Raw genomic sequence first — 15,623 nt, 5'->3', positions numbered from 1 at the left:
CAGGGATCAAGCGAGGGGACATCGTGATCGGTTTTAACGGGAAAGAGGTCCAAAACGTGAGCCAGCTCCGCAACTTGGTGGCGCGCACCATGGTGGGGAAAGAAGCGGAGGTCAAAGTTCTTCGAGACGGAAAAGAGCAAACGCTCAGGATCAAAGAACTTTGACTTCCGCTTCTTTCCCCACCATGGTGCGCGCCACCAAGTTGCGGAGCTGGCTCACGTTTTGGACCTCTTTCCCGTTAAAACCGATCACGATGTCCCCTCGCTTGATCCCTGCCGCATAGGAGGGGCCGTTTTCATTCACATCGCTGATCAACACACCCTTCTGCTGATCGGTGAGCTTAAAGGATTTCGCGAGAGCCGGAGTCACCTCCTGGATCGCAACACCCATCCAGCCCCGGACGACCTTTCCGGTCTTCTGGAGGCTTTCGACAATATCGAGTGCGATGCTGCTGGGAATGGCAAAACCAATACCTTCCGATCCGCCGGTTCGAGAAAAGATGGCGGTATTGATTCCTATCAAATCCCCATTCATATTAACCAATGCACCGCCTGAATTACCGGGATTGATGGCGGCATCGGTTTGAATAAAGTCTTCATAATCGGCGATCCCGACATTCCCGCGACCCAGTGCACTGATAATCCCGAGAGTCACGGTTGAACTTAAACCGAATGGACTGCCGATGGCCAACACAAGATCGCCGACCTGAAGCTTTTCGTATTCCGCCCATTTCACGAATGGTAAATCCTTCGCATCAATCTTGATGACAGCTAAATCGGTCTTCGGATCTGTTCCAATGGTCGTAGCAGGGAACTCACGACGGTCACTGAGAGTCACAGTGATTTGTGTCGCCCCCTCGACCACATGGTTATTCGTGACGATGTACCCATTAGGGTCCAATATCACGCCCGACCCCGCACTCTGATCCGGGCGACCATGAGGACCCGGGGGCATTGGAGGAGGAGATGGAAGCTCACCGCCGGGCTCCTCACCACCCCCTGGAGGTCCTCCGAAAGGACCAGGAGGTAGAGGACGTCTTCCCCGTCCACCTTCCCCGCCACCGGTCACAGCTATGTTCACCACCGCAGGGGTCACTTTCTTGACGATCTCGGAAAAACCCTGGGCCATAGATGCCGGAACCCCGGCAGCTTGGGCCGTGGGATCACCTGGCAATGGATTGAGGGTACAAGAAATAGCTAGAAGGCACAGAGAACTGGCAAGGCCTAGGGTGCGACCAACCTTACTCCACTTTGCCATGACCGGATTCCTCCAAGAGGTTATAGAGTCCATGTTTCAAACCGCCGAACGGTGCATTGTACACTATCCTTTCCTGAGGCTTCAAAGACTAATCGCCTGCTCTTTCCGAAATTTGATCTGTTGCAATAGCTCTCTTCGCCCAATGAAGCCGACGGTCTACACTCCAGCCACCTAGGAGAAAATGCTAGTTTGTCATTTGACCGGACTTTCCATTACCGTACGGCAATCCAATGGACGGCGCCGGACGGCGCCGTCCCGAAAACTGTGCCCGAACCATCGGAGCTCATGCCAAGCGAATCCAATACTGATCCGCCTGAACTATCAATTGTGATTCCAGCGCATAACGAAGCTGATCGAATCCTTCCCTACCTTCAAACAGTTACCAACTATCTCAGAAATCGAGACCGGTCGCATGAAATCCTGGTCGTCAATGACGGCAGCGCTAGTCCAACGGTTGGCTACCTCTACGCCCGCATACGCCTCATTTCCCTCCCGAGACGCCGAGGGAAAGGGGCTGCCGTTCGGCTCGGCATGCAGGAAGCCTCCGGGTAGATACAACTCTTCACCGATGCGGACGGAGCCACTCCCATTGAAGAACTGTATCGCCTTGAACAGGCCCTGACAAAAGGCGCAGACATTGCCATCTGCTCGCGAGCTCTTGCGGCACAACTCCCGCAACTCTCTGTTCGCGCACGCCGCTCTCGAAGCGTATTGGGGACTTTTTTTAATATCTTTGTTCAACGGTGGGACTTGCTGGTATTGGCGATACTCAATGTGGATTCAAACTGTTCCGCAGAGGGATTGCCCAGGAACTTTTTGCCCATGCGTCAATCGACGGATTCGGTTTCGATCTGGAAGTACTCTACCTGGCGAGACGAGGGGGTTATCGTATTGCAGAAGTGCCCGTAAACTGGTCGGATCAACCGGGCTCGAAGGTATCGGTGATCAAGGACGGTCTAACTATGTTTCGTGACCTGGCTGTGGTTAGGATCAACGCTCGTAGAGGTCTCTATGATCCTTTCCTTCATTCACCCGGATATTGAGGAAAACTTCGCCACACCGGTTGCGCCAGACTTGTAGCCTCATAAATTTCAAGGCAAGCTGTCGCCATCCAAGTTATTAAGGCTCTTCCCTCATGATTCGACTTCTGCACAGATTCGCCATTCGACTCAAATAAAAAAGGGGTGGAGGATATCCCTCCACCCCTTCGGTATTCCCACTATGACGAGAACGAGCTTAGTCCTTACAGAAGCTCCGCTCATAGTTAATGATCGTCCAAGCCTCTTCTTCGGTAATGGCAGCAGGAATCAACGAAACCATTCCGGTGCCAGGGCTGCCGTTCTTGATGACCCAGAAGAGCTCGCCGTCTTTCCGCTTCTTGTGGAACTTGCAGTTCGTGAAGTTCCGTGGGCTAGGATTCAAAATTTGGCCGGCAGGGCCATCGCCCTTCCCCTCTTTACCATGGCAATTAAAGCAGGTACCCTTCCCTTCGAACAGCGCTTTCCCTTTGGCGATGTTCTCAGGAGTGGCTTCAACCGGATTCTTCATCTGCCTGGCTGCCGACATTTGATCCGAAGGAACGCGGGGTTTCAATGGATCTTTCTCCTCTGCTCCCGCGATCGTTGCAGTCAGCATCAGCACGGCAGCGCTGACTCCGAGAAACTTAGAAAAATTCCCCATCACACATCCTCCTTTGTATTGTTACCACCACTCTTTGCACACTATCGACCCGAGGCAGCTGGATTGGCTGCAGAAGACTCTTTAGGAAAAAAACGCCCGGACTATAGCAACGGCATTCTGTGCTTGTCAAGCAAAGGAACCTCGATCCGATGACTTTCGTGTCTCTCCGAGAACCTCTCCAAAAATTTTGCCTCTCCTCAAACCGCACCATCGCCGCAAATAAAATCTTGTTCCAATATTTCCTACATGCCTTACACTCTAGTTACTTTTTGCAGATCAAACGTCGTGCCAGAAAGCTTCCCAATCCAATATCCCCATATTTCACCTATTTAGGCCCTGCGAGTGTTCACCATAAACTGTACTCCTTCGATATCGTGACACCATTGCGCCTCACGACCGCCTCGCTGCCCCATGCGGGAATTCCAATCGCAGTTCATTGTTGTGAACGCTACGCGTGGACGGTTTGGGGGAAAGGGGAAAAGATCAGCGCTTGAGGAGAATATCGCGGACAACTTTACCGCTGGGTCCGAACGGTTTTTGAGGCTTACCGTTAAGTTCAGCTTTTACGCCACCGGCGTTTCCCAGCGTGATCACAAATTGTTCCTGCGCTTCCCACTTGGCTTTTTCGCCAGGCCTCAGCAAGGCTTCCTGTGGACTTCCTCCGTCAATTTGCAGGACAACCCAGCTCAGTTCCGTGGCTTCCAGATCCAACCTGAGCGGTTCTTCTGCACTTGAAGCGCCAGCACCAGAGATTCCATCTACGATACTTTCAGTCCCTACAGGGGGAGGAATTGGGAGAGATGCCTCCTGTGTCTTCGATGAGGAGGGAAGAGCGCCACCACTCTCTCTCGTTTGGCCGGAGTCGGGCTGAGGCGTGGAGGCGACAGAGGTCTTTTCTCCCTTGCCCTTGGCGACAGAACCTCTCCCGCGCTCTTCAGAACTGGCAGGAGTCTGTTGGATGTCCGAACTTGGTTTGACATCCCTTTTCTGAACGGAAGGCGGAAGTTCTGACGTCGTCCGACGGACGAGGAGAGAGGACTGCTCTCGACTGAGCAACACGACCAAGGTAAGAATCGCAATCCCTATGGCGATGACCACCGCTTTCCGATTCGCTCTTCTCTTGCGCTCCTCTTCAGCTTGACGGGCCTTGAGACGCTCCCGTTCATCTTGCTTTTCATAGAAGGCCCCTGCTGACTGTATGAAACGATGGATGGCATCTTCCTCATCCAAACCCAATGAGCGCGCATACGATCGCACAAACCCGCGGGCGAAGACCTGATCCGGCAATTTGGCAAAATTCCCCTCCTCGAGAGCCCGAACAAAATCCACACGGATCCTCGTCTTCGAGGCTACTTCCTCGATAGTCAACCCCTTGGTTTCCCGAACTTGTCGAAAAAATTCTCCGATCGATTCCATCGGTCACTCTCTACGGCTTCATCCGTGCCAGAATTTCCCTAGCTTCTTCGGCATAATTGCCAGTTTCATCCAGCGTGGTAACTTTCGTCAGCGCCTCCCTTGCCCGACGTTCAAACCCCATTTTGAAATAAACCCGCCCGAGTTCCAACTGAAGCAGGGCCGGAGGCACACTGGGAGGATTGACAGCCAACGCATCTTCCAGCGCCTCCATCGCACCCTGATTGTCTCCTTGCTGCACCAGAGCTTTTCCCAAGTGATATCTCGCCAGGTCGGGTGTCGGATAAAGCGGGTTGCTCAAGGCACGGCGATACTCAGCAATAGCCTCTGGAACACGGTCTTGGCTGGCTAGCACTTGCCCCAAGTACGTATGGGCTTCCGAATAGTCTTCATCAATCCTGATAGCCTCACGAAACTCTGCTTCCGCTTGTTTTAGCTTCCCCTGCACCACAAGTATGTGTCCCAACCCATAGTGCGCCTCTTTGTTGTCGGGATTCAACTGGATCGCCTTCTGGAACGATACAAACGCTCGCTGGCGGTCAGTTTGGAGATTGGCGACTCCCTCTTGGTAATAGCCCTTGGACTGCTGCTTCGCTTCCTCCGTTGTCGCACAGGCGCTCAACAGCCCAATTGCCACTGAACCAACAGCCAAAACATGGAAGAGAAATTTCTGGGGCAGGTGCATCACCCTCACGGAAGATCCTCAAAATGAGTCAACTGTTTAAAGGCCCGGAAACGGTCCTGAATCTCTTTGTAATCTAGGACTCGCAAACGGTCAAGACTAAAGGCTTCTACTGTAAATGAAGCCATTACGCTTCCAAATATAATGGCTTGTTTCAGGGACTCAACAGACTGGTTTCCCGTCGCCGCAAGATGGCCAAGGAAGCCACCTGCAAAGGTATCACCGGCCCCGGTAGGGTCGCGTACGTCTTCAAGCGGGAATGCAGGAGCGCCGAATACTTGTTTCTCGTTAAACATCAAGACTCCATACTCCCCACGCTTGATAATCAGGTGCTTCGGGCCCCTCGCTAAAACCTTTTGCGCAACCTTCACCAAGTTCGAGTCCCCCCCCAGGGCCCTGGCCTCCCCGTCGTTGATGATCAAAATATCGACTTTCTCCAGAACACGCCAGAGGGCATCTCTCTTGCCATTGATCCAAAAATTCATCGTGTCGCAGGCCACAACCGGTGGTCGAGGAATTTTGTTGAGCACGTCCAACTGTAATTCAGGATCGATGTTCCCGAGAAACAGCACCTGCGGAGATCGATAGGCATCCGGGATCTTGGGACGGAAGGTCTCAAACACATTCAATTTTGTATCGAGCGTGTGCGCCTCGTTGAGTTGATGCGTGTATTCACCTTTCCATCGAAAAGTAGCGCCTGGGCGTCGCTCCAGCCCGGCAAGATCGATCTTTCTGCTCTTCAAGAACGCCAGGTGTTGTGCCGGGAAATCTTCCCCCACGACGGCGATCAAGTCGACTTCCGTAAAATAGCTCGCAGATGTCGAGAAATAGGTGGCTGAGCCCCCCAACACCTCCTGAGCTTCACCGAACGGTGTCTTGACCGAATCCAATGCGACTGAGCCCACGACCAATAATTTTCCCATGCTGTTACCGTTTTCCTTTCGCCGGGGGAAGCACACGTTGAATCAACAAGCCAAGTTTCCGACGAAGTGCAGGAGTGAAGGCTTCCGGTGCGGTGACTATGGCGTCCTGCAGGGCCCATTGACATCGGCAGTCGACAACAGACGCTGCAGATGGTACTACGCCGCGCAATACCTGCTTGGCCAAGGCCACATTCTGGCGAAGCGTGGCGAGGATGGCCTGAACGGTGACCGCCTCTTCAGTTTCATGCCAACAATCATAATCCGACACCAACGCCAAGGAGGCAAAGCAAAGCTCGGCCTCGCGGGCAAGCTTCGCCTCCGGAAGATTCGTCATGCCGATAACGCTCACCCCCCATTGGCGATACAGCTGCGACTCGGCTTTGGTAGAAAACTGCGGCCCCTCCATGCAGATATAGGTCCCGCCTTGATGCACCGTCGCACCCAGGGCTTGAGCAGCCGCCAAGAGCGACGACCCCAAAGAGGCGCAAACCGGCTCACCGAATCCCACGTGAGCCACTGCCCCGCCTTCGAAAAATGTCGAAGGACGCCGTTTGGTCAAATCGATGAACTGATCCGGCAACACCACGTCACCCGGCTTGATCGACTCTTTCATGCTGCCGACGGCACCAATGGAAATGACCCGCCGCACGCCGATAGATTTAAGAGCATAAATATTTGCGCGATAATTGATGTCCGACGGATTGTATCGATGTCCCCGTCCATGCCGAGAAAGGAATGCCACTCTGACACCGTTCAACTCACCGAGCACAACGGCATCGGAGGGACGACCGAAAGGGGTCCGCACGAGACGTTTCGTGACGTCGCGCAACCCTTCGATGTCGTACAATCCGCTTCCGCCTATAATTCCGATCTCCGCTTTAACTCGATCTGCCGCTCGAACCATATTCGTTACAAGCTCCCCTGATGCTCCTTCGTCTCAGTCCGCCCTCGACTCTCCTCCAGTTCGTCCAGAAACCGGTCGACCAGATTCAGGACGACGCCCACGGTTCGATCAAACGGTTCGGACTCGTCGAGTTTCAGCCACCTCACACCCCGGTCTTGTCTGAACCATGTCATCTGCCGTTTTGCAAAACGCCTGGTGTCGCGCTTGAATCGCCGCACCATCTCATCCCAGTCATACTCACCGGTTAGATGCGCGGCAACGTGACGATAGCCCAGTCCCTTCATCGCGGCACAATCGCGAGAATACCCCCTCTCAAGCAATGACTGAGTTTCCTGAACCATTCCGTTGGCCAATTGCCAATCAATCCGCTCCTCGATGCGGCGGTAGAGATGGGGACGTTCACGGTCGAGGCCGATGATCAGAGTGGAGAACGGCCGATCTCCGAATCGATGCCGTTGTTGGAATTCAGAAATCGGCCGGCCCGAAAGTTGATAAACCTCCAGCGCACGAATTACTTTCGCCGAGTCTCGAGGGTGCAACTTCGCTGCGGTGGTCGGATCCACGGCGACTAGACGCGCATAGAGCCGGTCATACCCCTGCTCTCTCGCTTCACCCCGCAACCGTGCCCGGACCACAGGGTTGGAAGGGGGGGCCTCGCACAGCCCTTCTAACAGCGTCCGAATATATAGGCCGGTCCCTCCTGCAACCAACGGGAGACGCCGTTCCTGGAAAAGGCGGCTTATCGCGTCGCTCGCATGGCGCCGGAAGAGTCCTGCGTTAAAAGGTTCGTCAGGGTTGACAAGGTCAATCAATCGGTGTGGAACACCTTCCCAGGAAGCTATTGGAGGTTTGTCCGCGCCGATGTCCAAACCCCGATAGACCTGCCGAGAATCAGCGGTCAAGATCTCGGTGCCGAAGTGCTTGGCTACCTCCACAGCAATCCGGCTCTTTCCCACAGCAGTCGGACCAAGGATTACGACGAGTGGTTTAAGCTGCAGTTGTTTGTCCGTGAGGACTCGCATGTTGGCAAGGGGCACGATGGTCATGACCATCCAACCCGCCCGAACAGTTTATCGAGTTCATCGCCGGAAAGGCGAAACACTGTGCGTCTCCCATGGGGGCAGGTCGTCACCAACCCTTCTTCGACCCAATCTCGAATCAGTTGCTCAATTTCCGGCAACGCCAGCGATCGCCCGGCCTGAACAGCACTTCGGCAGGCCAGCGAAGCCAAAATCGGCTCGACGCGTGCCTCCAACGACGACGTACTGTTCCACTGGGATAAGTCCTCAAGGAGGTCTTGCATCAGCAGCACGGCGTTAAATGGGCCGATCCCCGCAGGCACGGCCCGGATCACCATGGTGGTTCCTCCGAAGGGTTCGATCACGAGGCCGAGTTGCTCAAGATTCCCACAGTGCGCCTCTACCAACGTAGAGTGCGCCACGGACAACTCAACTGGCTCGGGAATAAGAAGCGGCTGCGAGACTATTTGCCGTTGCCTCCATTTTCGCAATAAGCGCTCGAACAACACACGCTCATGCGCGGTATGTTGGTCAATCACCTGCAACTCCTGCCCTACCTGTGCCACGAGGTAAGTCTGCCGAAGTTGGCCGAATGGCATGACGAGCGGCGCCGCAGGTTCTCCATAGTACACCCCCGCTTCTTGGGCGAAGAGAGATGCAGGAGAACGTGCGTCAGTTGAAGGTGATAATGTTGAAGCCCGCCTTGACGGTATCGAATTCTCGGCGTTGCCGGACTGCTGTGGAACCATAGGTCCGGGTGAGGGATCCGTCTTGGCTTGAAATACACTCTCAATGCCTGTCTTCGATTTATCCTGAGGGACGTTTAGATTCAATACCAGCTTCCGTTCCGGACCGCCGATTGCATGCCGGACCACATGTCGTACGAACTGGTGAACGGCCTCTTGATCGGTAAACCGGATTTCTCGCTTGGCAGGATGCACATTGACATCGATCTGTTCCGGAGTAATCTCGATGAACAGCACGAAGGTCGGATTAGAACCCTTTGGCAGGGAAGACCCGTAGCCGTCGGCAACCGCGTGAAATACCGCCGCGTTCCTGATCGGACGCCGATTGACAAAGAGATCTTGCGGAGTTCTTGATGATCGGGCATGAACCGGATCAACTATGATACCGCCGATCGCGCACCCTGACATTCGCCCTTGCACCTCGATCGATTTGTCGAGGAAGGCCGGACGATAGACTTGGAGTATCCGGTCCCGATCAGACGTCACTGGAGGGTAATTCAGAACCTCCTGACCGTTATGTGTGAGCCGAATATGTACGGAAGGCCACGCAAGAGCGGTTTGTTGAAGCACGTGGCTGATACGTGAAAATTCCGTCGCGGTCGACTTCAGAAACTTCTTCCTTGCCGGCTGGTTATAGAATAAGTCTGATACCTCGATTTTCGTTCCGGGAACCGGAGCGGCATCCGCGATATCCTCCCGTACCCCGCCGACAAGCATGAGACGGGTCCCGTAATCCTCTTGTCTTGTCGCTGTCGTCACCTGAACTCTGGAAACGGAGGCAATACTGGGAAGCGCCTCACCCCGGAAACCCATCGTACGAATGGAGGTCAGGTCTGCATCCGACCGCAGTTTACTTGTCGCATGCCGTTCGAAGGCGAGAGGGAGATCGGCTCGACTGATGCCCTCCCCATCATCCGTCACGCGAATGAACGACACACCCCCGTCTCTCACGTCGACCGAGATCCGCGTGCTGCCAGCATCGAGACTGTTTTCGACTAATTCTTTTACGACGGCGGCGGGACGCTCAATGACTTCGCCGGCGGCAATTCGACTGACGACATCAGGAGCCAGCAGGTGAATGGTGCCGGAATGACTCATGGCCGGCATAAGCTGAATCCTCGAATCACGCATCTCACACGAATGCCATGTTTGGGGAAAAGCAGGGCAGGATCGTTCATCGAATATCGGCTAACTTATTCTTCGCCAGCTTAGCTTCATCTGACGAGGGGAATTCTTCAATGACCCGTTTGAGACTTTTCTTTGATTTGACAAGATCCCCGGTTTCAGCAGCTGCCACACCGAGCTTGTAGAGAGCTGCCGGCACTTTCTCGTTGCCAGGATATTCCGTCGAGACATATTCAAAAGACTGAATCGCCCGCGGATAATCCTTTTGTTGATAGTACGACTCTCCGAGCCAATAATGAGCGTTGGGTGTCAGTGAGGTCCCGGGGAAGTCTTTTACAAATCGCTGAAAGCCTGCCACGGCCAAATCATATTTCCCATTCAGATAATCATTGTAGGAAAGGTTGAAGGCAGAAGTCGGAGTGATGGCCGGGATATTCGGTATCGCCGCAACTCCGTCAGTTGATCCGCTTGGCTTCAGCGGTTTCGAAGGGCGTAACAGTTCCGATGGAACAGGCTCCACTTTGGGCACAACCGCGACCGCTGAAACCGCCTCGTCCAATTTCGCTATACGAAGCTCCAGCTTCTGCAAGCGAGCAGAGAGGTCCTCATACCGGCTTTTGGAAGGTTCAACGTCTTTCGAATGCTCCAAAGACTCCATCCGGCGCTGTATCGCATCTAACCGTTGGTGGTCTTGGTCCTGTGATTTCGCTATGGTAGACAGGCGATCTCGGATTTCGACGAAATCCGCGTGCTTCGCGCAACCGCCCAGGATGGAGAGGAGTGGAACCATCAATCCTAAGCCAACCAGTCTGCCACGCAGTCGTCCGACAATCATCGAATCCCCTTCAACTGATTAAGCTTATCGTAGGCCTTCCCCGCTTCCGGGCTCTTGGGGTAGAGAGTCACCACTTGTTTGAAGGCCGAAGAAGCCCGCTTCTTGTCCTTCAGCGCCAGATAGGCATAGCCTTTTTTCAAGATGGCAGCCGGAACTTTTTCGCTTTGCGGATAATCGAGCTCGACCCGGTCATAGGAATCAATCGCCTGCTTGAATTCCTTCTTGCCGTAATAGGATTCCCCAAGCCAATACCTCGCATTCGGTGCAAGTTCGGAATTGGGGTACTGCGACAAGAAAGCCGCAAAGCCATGCCGTGCTTCTTCGAATTTCCCGTCCCTAAACAGGTTTAACAGACGTTCATAATCCCCCTTGTCAGGCCGTTCTACCGGCCGAACCGCTGCGACAACCTGGGAAGCTGGAGCCTCGCTCGTCTGTGCTGCCTGAGACACAGGGCTCATCGAGGACTCCTGGCCCTGCCTGACCGAGGAGGCGACTTCCCTCTCACGCTGCGAAACCGAGTCCTGCCCGGAAACAGAAGAGGATTGTTGCGCCGGGGCAGCTTTCTGAAGATGATTGGCACCGTTCCCGCCCATCCCTGAACGAGCCTCGTAGGCAACCTGTTCGACGGTTTTGGCCAACTCATCAAGCCGATGATCCTGATCGTTTATACGAGCTTCGAGCTTTTGGCCGACCGAGGCAACGTAGTTGTTCGTCTCGGCAGACTGTTCATCGATGCGTAATGCAAGCTTCTGGGCCACATCGGCCAAGCTCTTGTTCACTTCACCCAAATGCCCTGTCATGACCTTACTCGTTTCATTCACGTGGTCAGTTGACGCCTTCAAATCCGTATCGATTTTTGCAGTCAGTGACTTGGTAGCATGCTCTTCCTGATCGATCCGCTCGACTAAACCGGTCAATGATTCCCTAAATCCCGCGAGAGCCTGGCTGAACTGAGTGAACTTCGCCGAAAGCTGTTCTGTCTTGTTTTGATTCTCCGCAATCGATTTCCGCTGTTCGTCCAGCTTGGCATCCACACCTCTAGCCAACGTACTATTTGTTTTCTGTACCGCCTCGATGATGTCCTTACGAAGTAATTCCATCTGACGATTCACCTCATCGAGCCGATTGTTGACCTCACCGCGGAGCCGATCTCGCTCTTCTCTATTTTTCCCGTCCTGGCCCTCCAAACTCTTCTGAACCCAGGCATACCTCGTGGTACTGTCCGTCTCCATCTTGGAGGCGAGCTGCTCAAGCCGCTTCGTTTGCTTGTCGATCTCCCTTGTTTGCTGTTCGAGAACGGCTGCCCGCTGTTTCAAGTCCTCCTGCTTGTTTTCCAGCTCCTGGGCCTGATGTTGGGCACGCTGGAGTTGATCCTGGAGGCGGGGCAACTCTTGTTCTCGCAGCAAGGTTATCTCGTGACTTTGCCGCGCCCGGGTCTGCAGGAATTCTTCGTTGGACTGTTTGATCTCTCGCTGGAGTTGACGCTTGGCCTGCTTCAGATCAGCTTGCTGAGCGACGCAGCCGTTCATAAGCACCATGCAGACCAGACAGCTCAACGTTCCGACAAGACGAAGATTCCCCTTTTGTTCCATGGCTCCACCTACGCTAGAAAAAATGAAGTGCATAGGCCTCGACTACCTACCTGCCCGCACGACTAAATGGCCTCGTCGATTCTGCTGATAACAAGACTCGTCGCGTTCATTGCAAAACGGCCGCTCCTTTCCATAGGAGACGACGGACAACCTACTCGCAGATATTCCCAACTCTACAAGATAGTTTCGAACAGCCTTGGCTCGCTTTTCCCCCAATACAAGATTGTAAGCTGAAGTGCCTCGGTCATCGCAGTGCCCCTCGATCTTCACCAGCGCTTTGGGATTGACTCTCATCCATTCGGCATTTCGGCTCAACGCCTGCCGGCCTTCCTCGGTTATCGTCCAACTATCGTATCCAAAAAACACATCCTGCAAGTTAGCCGCGGCTGATGCCGCCTGCTCCGCACGCATTTCTTCTAGTTGACGGGCCGTCCCGGATGGATCTGCCTTTGCCATCAGCGTACCATTATTGGAACCACTTGCTCCGCCCCCGCTTTCGGCATCCGCTCTTCCGGCATTCATGTTCGACGCTCCGCTACCAATCGCACTCGACGCTCCATTACCAAAATCACTACCGACTCGTTCTTCCGAAGGATTGCGATCCAAGCCCCTTAGCCCAGCACCGCCCGATTGCATACTGGTATCAGGAAAACTCCCAACGCCTGACTGAGGACTCGAGGAATCCCCGCTTGGAGGAGTGCTCTTCACAATACCCTTTTGGGAAGAGCGCGTGTCACCACCCGACTGGAACGATTTCTTTGAGCACCCTGGCACGCTCAACAATGCAAGGCTGGCAATAAATGCCACTGTAAGATGAACCGTTCGTATGCCCATTCTAGGCTCTCCTCTCTCGATGTTTAATGCTATGTTCCGTGCTCAGATCGCTCGTTGCAGCTTGAGTCGGCCATTTATGATGCCGGCGACCACGTTGGTGCGCTGTTATGGTTCCCTTCAAAAGTCAATCGTTCACGGTCCTTCCCGTCCGCGTTAATCATATATATGTGGCTTTTCCCATCAGCAGTGGAACTGAACGCCAGGTGACGGCCATCCGGAGACCAGGAAGGTGAGTCATCGACGCCACTACCTGTAGTCAATTGCATACGCTTTTGCCCATCAGGACTTGTCACGCAAAGCTTATATTCTTTGCGCGGCGTGCGGCAGACATAGGCAATCCAATTTCCGCGTGGAGACCAAGCTGGAGCGGCGTTATAGTCTCCCTCGTAAGTCAATCGACGGACGTTTGAACCATCGGAGCTCATGAGAAAGATCTGGGGCCCTCCTACACGGTCTGACACAAAAGCAAGTTCCTTACCAGTCGGAGACCATGAAGGCGACAGCTCTCCTGCAGCGTTTACCGTCAATCGTTGGAGCGCCTTCGTTCTGGTGTCAAGCTTATAGATCTCCGAATTCCCTTCGTGACTCGACGCAAACGCCAAAAAATTCCCGTCCGGAGAGAGAGCCGGCGTAATGTTCAAGCCTCCCTGGGAAAAGATGGTCCATCGTTTTCCAGTTGCCAGTTCGATCATGTCGATATCTTGGGTGTTACGATTTCGGTACGCGGTAAATACCAAGAACCGGCGGTCAGGAGACCAGCGAGGCATCAAATTGAGAAACCCGTCGGCGGTCAACTGCTTCGTATCGTATCCATCGTAGTCCATGACGAACAACTCACGCGCTGCTCCCTGAGCCGATACATAGGCGATCTTTGTTCTGGCTATCCCCGGCTCACCTGTGTAACGGAAGACAAGTTCGTCGGCAAAGCGATGGGCCATCAAACGCACGACTGAAGGCGATCCAATATAACGCTTTCCCCCAACCACTTCGTCGTTTCCGCTGTCGTAGACGAAACCCTCCATGTTCACATCGTCGTCTTTTTCCCCTTTTTTCAGGCCGGCTGTTCCCCAGACGAGGACGGAAACACCATTCTCTGCCGCCTGCTTGAAAACGGCTTTCGACCCCGTTCCTGAACCATTGCCGACATCGCGAGCTTTGATTCCTAAACTGGGCAAATCCATCAGTTCAAACACGAGGGACCTCTTGACGTCCTTTTTCAACACTTCCTCAATTCGACCACCAAGCCATTCTGGCCCGCTGTTGTTCCGGATGCTCAACACCCCAAGAGGAATCTTCTGGAAATCAGGCCTTGTCGCCTCCAGGAACACATCCGCAGCTCCAGATTCCATTATTCCAATTATCCCGGCAGTGAAAAGCACTCCTCCGAGCACCGTCACTAGTAGCATCTGTCGGTTCATCCTACGGTCTCCCCTACTCGAAATACCATTTCAACATCCTGATAGGCCTCGCTCATCTCCGCAGGAAACGGAGGAAAGACACGAGGCTTTAAAATGGCTCGCTGTCCTGCCATATCGAAATAGCTGTTCCCGGAGGTTTGTTGTATCCCTACATCTTTCACGGTCCCATTCCGGAAAAATCTGAACTTGACCACGACACTGTAAGTCTGCCCCGTCACGTCGATGGGGGGTGGCTCCCAATGTTTTTTAATGATTGATTCAATTCTCGCCCAATAGGGATTGGTTCCCGAAGAACCGGATGTCTTCAACTGCGTTTGCGGAGCCTTCACCTGCGGAATTGAAGCTTCCTGGGTCATTGGGGGCGGAGGCGTAAGCGGACGCGGTTCCTCCTTCGGGATTTCGAGTTTCGCCGCCGGCACGAACTTCTTCACCTTCTTCAATTCTTCTTCAAGCTCACGATCTAGATCATCGCTGACCGCGCTACGCTCCAAGGGACGCGGTAGCGCCGCAACTTTCTGCTCCGGCAAGTTATCGGGAATAGGCGGCAGATCGGGAAGCTTGATCTTGGTCCGGGATTTGGGCTGCGGTTGCCCCGTCGCTTTCGCAGGAGTCAACTCGCCAAGTTTGGGAGCATCCGGCGGCAATTGAAGATCACGAAGAATATCTTTCGCCATCTTCGTACGCGGAGGCGCAGGGAGAGGAATCGGTGCGGGCGCGACTGCTCTGACCCGTGGAGCAGGAGCTGGCCGAACCATCGGTTCTACCATTCTTGCCGGTGGAGCGGGAGCCGGTTTCACCGTAGGTTCTACCATTCTTGCCGGAGACGGCGGTGGCGTCGCTGCCGGTTCTTCTATTCTTGCCTTGGCCTGCGGCGAGGGCGGCGGAGCTTGGATTTTCGGGGGAATGGGCTTCGATTCAGCACGTTTCACCGGGAGACGCTTCGACTGTTGGACCTCTTTAAGAGGCGCCGGCGTACTCACAAGGGAAACTTCAACAGAGGCCAATGGTCTTTCCCCGCGGGGAGCCAATCGAAGTCCAGCCACCACCAGTAACACAACGAGATGAAGGATGAGCGAGATGGTCAATGTCCGACCTAATCTCGCAAAGAACCGCTCCTGTTCCTCCTGATCGAACCATAGAGCCGATTCAACCTGTGCGGGAGTCACCATGATCCGGCCCTTTTCTTCCTTCCAAC

15 protein-coding genes are annotated in these 15,623 nt (G+C 54.1%); 2 read left to right on the top strand and 13 right to left on the bottom strand.

What is annotated here, in order from left to right; translation table 11 throughout:
- Positions 1 to 5: 5 nt before the first annotated feature.
- Positions 6 to 164 (top strand): PDZ domain-containing protein, encoded by a 159-nt coding sequence (locus ACWVCN_RS08510; RefSeq protein ID WP_455245136.1) that lies wholly within the window; start codon positions 6 to 8, stop codon positions 162 to 164.
- On the opposite strand, the gene ACWVCN_RS08505 is transcribed toward ACWVCN_RS08510, so the two are convergent.
- Entirely contained in the window at positions 151 to 1,257 is a 1,107-nt protein-coding gene (locus ACWVCN_RS08505) for a S1C family serine protease (RefSeq protein ID WP_455245134.1), read from the bottom strand. The two genes, ACWVCN_RS08510 and ACWVCN_RS08505, sit on opposite strands and share 14 nt — an antisense overlap.
- 285 nt (positions 1,258 to 1,542) lie before the next feature.
- On the opposite strand from ACWVCN_RS08505, the gene ACWVCN_RS08500 reads away from it, so the two are divergent.
- Positions 1,543 to 1,809 (top strand): glycosyltransferase, encoded by a 267-nt coding sequence (locus ACWVCN_RS08500; protein ID WP_455245133.1) that lies wholly within the window; start codon positions 1,543 to 1,545, stop codon positions 1,807 to 1,809.
- Between the two features lie 684 nt (positions 1,810 to 2,493).
- On the opposite strand, the gene ACWVCN_RS08495 is transcribed toward ACWVCN_RS08500, so the two are convergent.
- The 12 genes from ACWVCN_RS08495 to ACWVCN_RS08440 form a co-directional block, all read right to left on the bottom strand.
- Positions 2,494 to 2,937: a c-type cytochrome gene (locus ACWVCN_RS08495; RefSeq protein ID WP_455245132.1), complete on the bottom strand. Its 444-nt coding sequence runs from the start codon at positions 2,935 to 2,937 to the stop codon at positions 2,494 to 2,496.
- A gap of 483 nt (positions 2,938 to 3,420) precedes the next feature.
- The gene (locus ACWVCN_RS08490; RefSeq protein WP_455245131.1) at positions 3,421 to 4,353 is read right to left on the bottom strand and encodes a RodZ domain-containing protein; all 933 of its coding nucleotides are present in this window, start codon (positions 4,351 to 4,353) and stop codon (positions 3,421 to 3,423) included.
- 10 nt (positions 4,354 to 4,363) lie between these two features.
- The gene (locus ACWVCN_RS08485; RefSeq protein WP_455245135.1) at positions 4,364 to 5,035 is read right to left on the bottom strand and encodes a tetratricopeptide repeat protein; all 672 of its coding nucleotides are present in this window, start codon (positions 5,033 to 5,035) and stop codon (positions 4,364 to 4,366) included.
- 5 nt (positions 5,036 to 5,040) lie between these two features.
- Complete coding sequence (locus ACWVCN_RS08480; RefSeq protein ID WP_455245130.1) at positions 5,041 to 5,955, bottom strand: PfkB family carbohydrate kinase; 915 nt, start codon at positions 5,953 to 5,955, stop codon at positions 5,041 to 5,043.
- Between the two features lie 4 nt (positions 5,956 to 5,959).
- Positions 5,960 to 6,859: an S-methyl-5'-thioadenosine phosphorylase gene (mtnP, locus tag ACWVCN_RS08475; protein WP_455245129.1), complete on the bottom strand. Its 900-nt coding sequence runs from the start codon at positions 6,857 to 6,859 to the stop codon at positions 5,960 to 5,962.
- Between the two features lie 5 nt (positions 6,860 to 6,864).
- The gene (miaA, locus tag ACWVCN_RS08470; RefSeq protein WP_455245128.1) at positions 6,865 to 7,905 is read right to left on the bottom strand and encodes a tRNA (adenosine(37)-N6)-dimethylallyltransferase MiaA; all 1,041 of its coding nucleotides are present in this window, start codon (positions 7,903 to 7,905) and stop codon (positions 6,865 to 6,867) included.
- Positions 7,902 to 9,731 carry a DNA mismatch repair endonuclease MutL gene (gene mutL, locus ACWVCN_RS08465; RefSeq protein ID WP_455245127.1) on the bottom strand — a complete coding sequence of 610 codons (1,830 nt, stop codon included), beginning with the start codon at positions 9,729 to 9,731 and terminating at the stop codon, positions 7,902 to 7,904. The genes miaA and mutL overlap by 4 nt, the downstream gene beginning before the upstream one ends.
- Positions 9,732 to 9,798: 67 nt before the next feature.
- Positions 9,799 to 10,584, bottom strand: a complete 786-nt coding sequence (ybgF, locus tag ACWVCN_RS08460; protein WP_455245126.1) for a tol-pal system protein YbgF — start codon at positions 10,582 to 10,584, stop codon at positions 9,799 to 9,801.
- Positions 10,581 to 12,176 (bottom strand): tol-pal system protein YbgF, encoded by a 1,596-nt coding sequence (gene ybgF / locus ACWVCN_RS08455; protein WP_455245125.1) that lies wholly within the window; start codon positions 12,174 to 12,176, stop codon positions 10,581 to 10,583. The genes ybgF (ACWVCN_RS08460) and ybgF (ACWVCN_RS08455) overlap by 4 nt, the downstream gene beginning before the upstream one ends.
- Before the next feature lie 42 nt (positions 12,177 to 12,218).
- On the bottom strand, positions 12,219 to 12,698 hold the full coding sequence (pal, locus tag ACWVCN_RS08450; protein ID WP_455245124.1) for a peptidoglycan-associated lipoprotein Pal: 480 nt from the start codon (positions 12,696 to 12,698) through the stop codon (positions 12,219 to 12,221).
- A gap of 386 nt (positions 12,699 to 13,084) precedes the next feature.
- Entirely contained in the window at positions 13,085 to 14,428 is a 1,344-nt protein-coding gene (gene tolB, locus ACWVCN_RS08445; protein WP_455245123.1) for a Tol-Pal system beta propeller repeat protein TolB, read from the bottom strand.
- Positions 14,425 to 15,597, bottom strand: coding sequence for a TonB family protein (locus tag ACWVCN_RS08440; protein WP_455245122.1), 1,173 nt, complete (start codon positions 15,595 to 15,597; stop codon positions 14,425 to 14,427). The genes tolB and ACWVCN_RS08440 overlap by 4 nt, the downstream gene beginning before the upstream one ends.
- Positions 15,598 to 15,623: the final 26 nt, after the last annotated feature.

It is taken from the genome of Petrachloros mirabilis, from assembly GCF_975968855.1.
Note: the sequence above shows the minus strand (reverse complement) of the source record. Positions and strands in the feature narration are given on the sequence as shown.

Excerpts from the sequence above, each read along its gene's own strand:
- mtnP (WP_455245129.1), bottom strand. The coding sequence starts at position 6,859 with ATGGTTCGAGCGGCAGATCGAGTTAAAGCGGAGATCGGAATTATAGGC.
- ACWVCN_RS08500 (WP_455245133.1), top strand. The coding sequence starts at position 1,543 with ATGCCAAGCGAATCCAATACTGATCCGCCTGAACTATCAATTGTGATT.
- pal (WP_455245124.1), bottom strand. The coding sequence starts at position 12,698 with ATGAATGCCGGAAGAGCGGATGCCGAAAGCGGGGGCGGAGCAAGTGGT.
- miaA (WP_455245128.1), bottom strand. The coding sequence starts at position 7,905 with ATGACCATCGTGCCCCTTGCCAACATGCGAGTCCTCACGGACAAACAA.
- mutL (WP_455245127.1), bottom strand. The coding sequence starts at position 9,731 with ATGCCGGCCATGAGTCATTCCGGCACCATTCACCTGCTGGCTCCTGAT.
- ACWVCN_RS08505 (WP_455245134.1), bottom strand. The coding sequence starts at position 1,257 with ATGGCAAAGTGGAGTAAGGTTGGTCGCACCCTAGGCCTTGCCAGTTCT.
- ACWVCN_RS08480 (WP_455245130.1), bottom strand. The coding sequence starts at position 5,955 with ATGGGAAAATTATTGGTCGTGGGCTCAGTCGCATTGGATTCGGTCAAG.
- ACWVCN_RS08440 (WP_455245122.1), bottom strand. The coding sequence starts at position 15,597 with ATGGTGACTCCCGCACAGGTTGAATCGGCTCTATGGTTCGATCAGGAG.
- ACWVCN_RS08485 (WP_455245135.1), bottom strand. The coding sequence starts at position 5,035 with ATGCACCTGCCCCAGAAATTTCTCTTCCATGTTTTGGCTGTTGGTTCA.
- ybgF (WP_455245126.1), bottom strand. The coding sequence starts at position 10,584 with ATGATTGTCGGACGACTGCGTGGCAGACTGGTTGGCTTAGGATTGATG.
- tolB (WP_455245123.1), bottom strand. The coding sequence starts at position 14,428 with ATGAACCGACAGATGCTACTAGTGACGGTGCTCGGAGGAGTGCTTTTC.
- ACWVCN_RS08495 (WP_455245132.1), bottom strand. The coding sequence starts at position 2,937 with ATGGGGAATTTTTCTAAGTTTCTCGGAGTCAGCGCTGCCGTGCTGATG.
- ybgF (WP_455245125.1), bottom strand. The coding sequence starts at position 12,176 with ATGGAACAAAAGGGGAATCTTCGTCTTGTCGGAACGTTGAGCTGTCTG.
- ACWVCN_RS08490 (WP_455245131.1), bottom strand. The coding sequence starts at position 4,353 with ATGGAATCGATCGGAGAATTTTTTCGACAAGTTCGGGAAACCAAGGGG.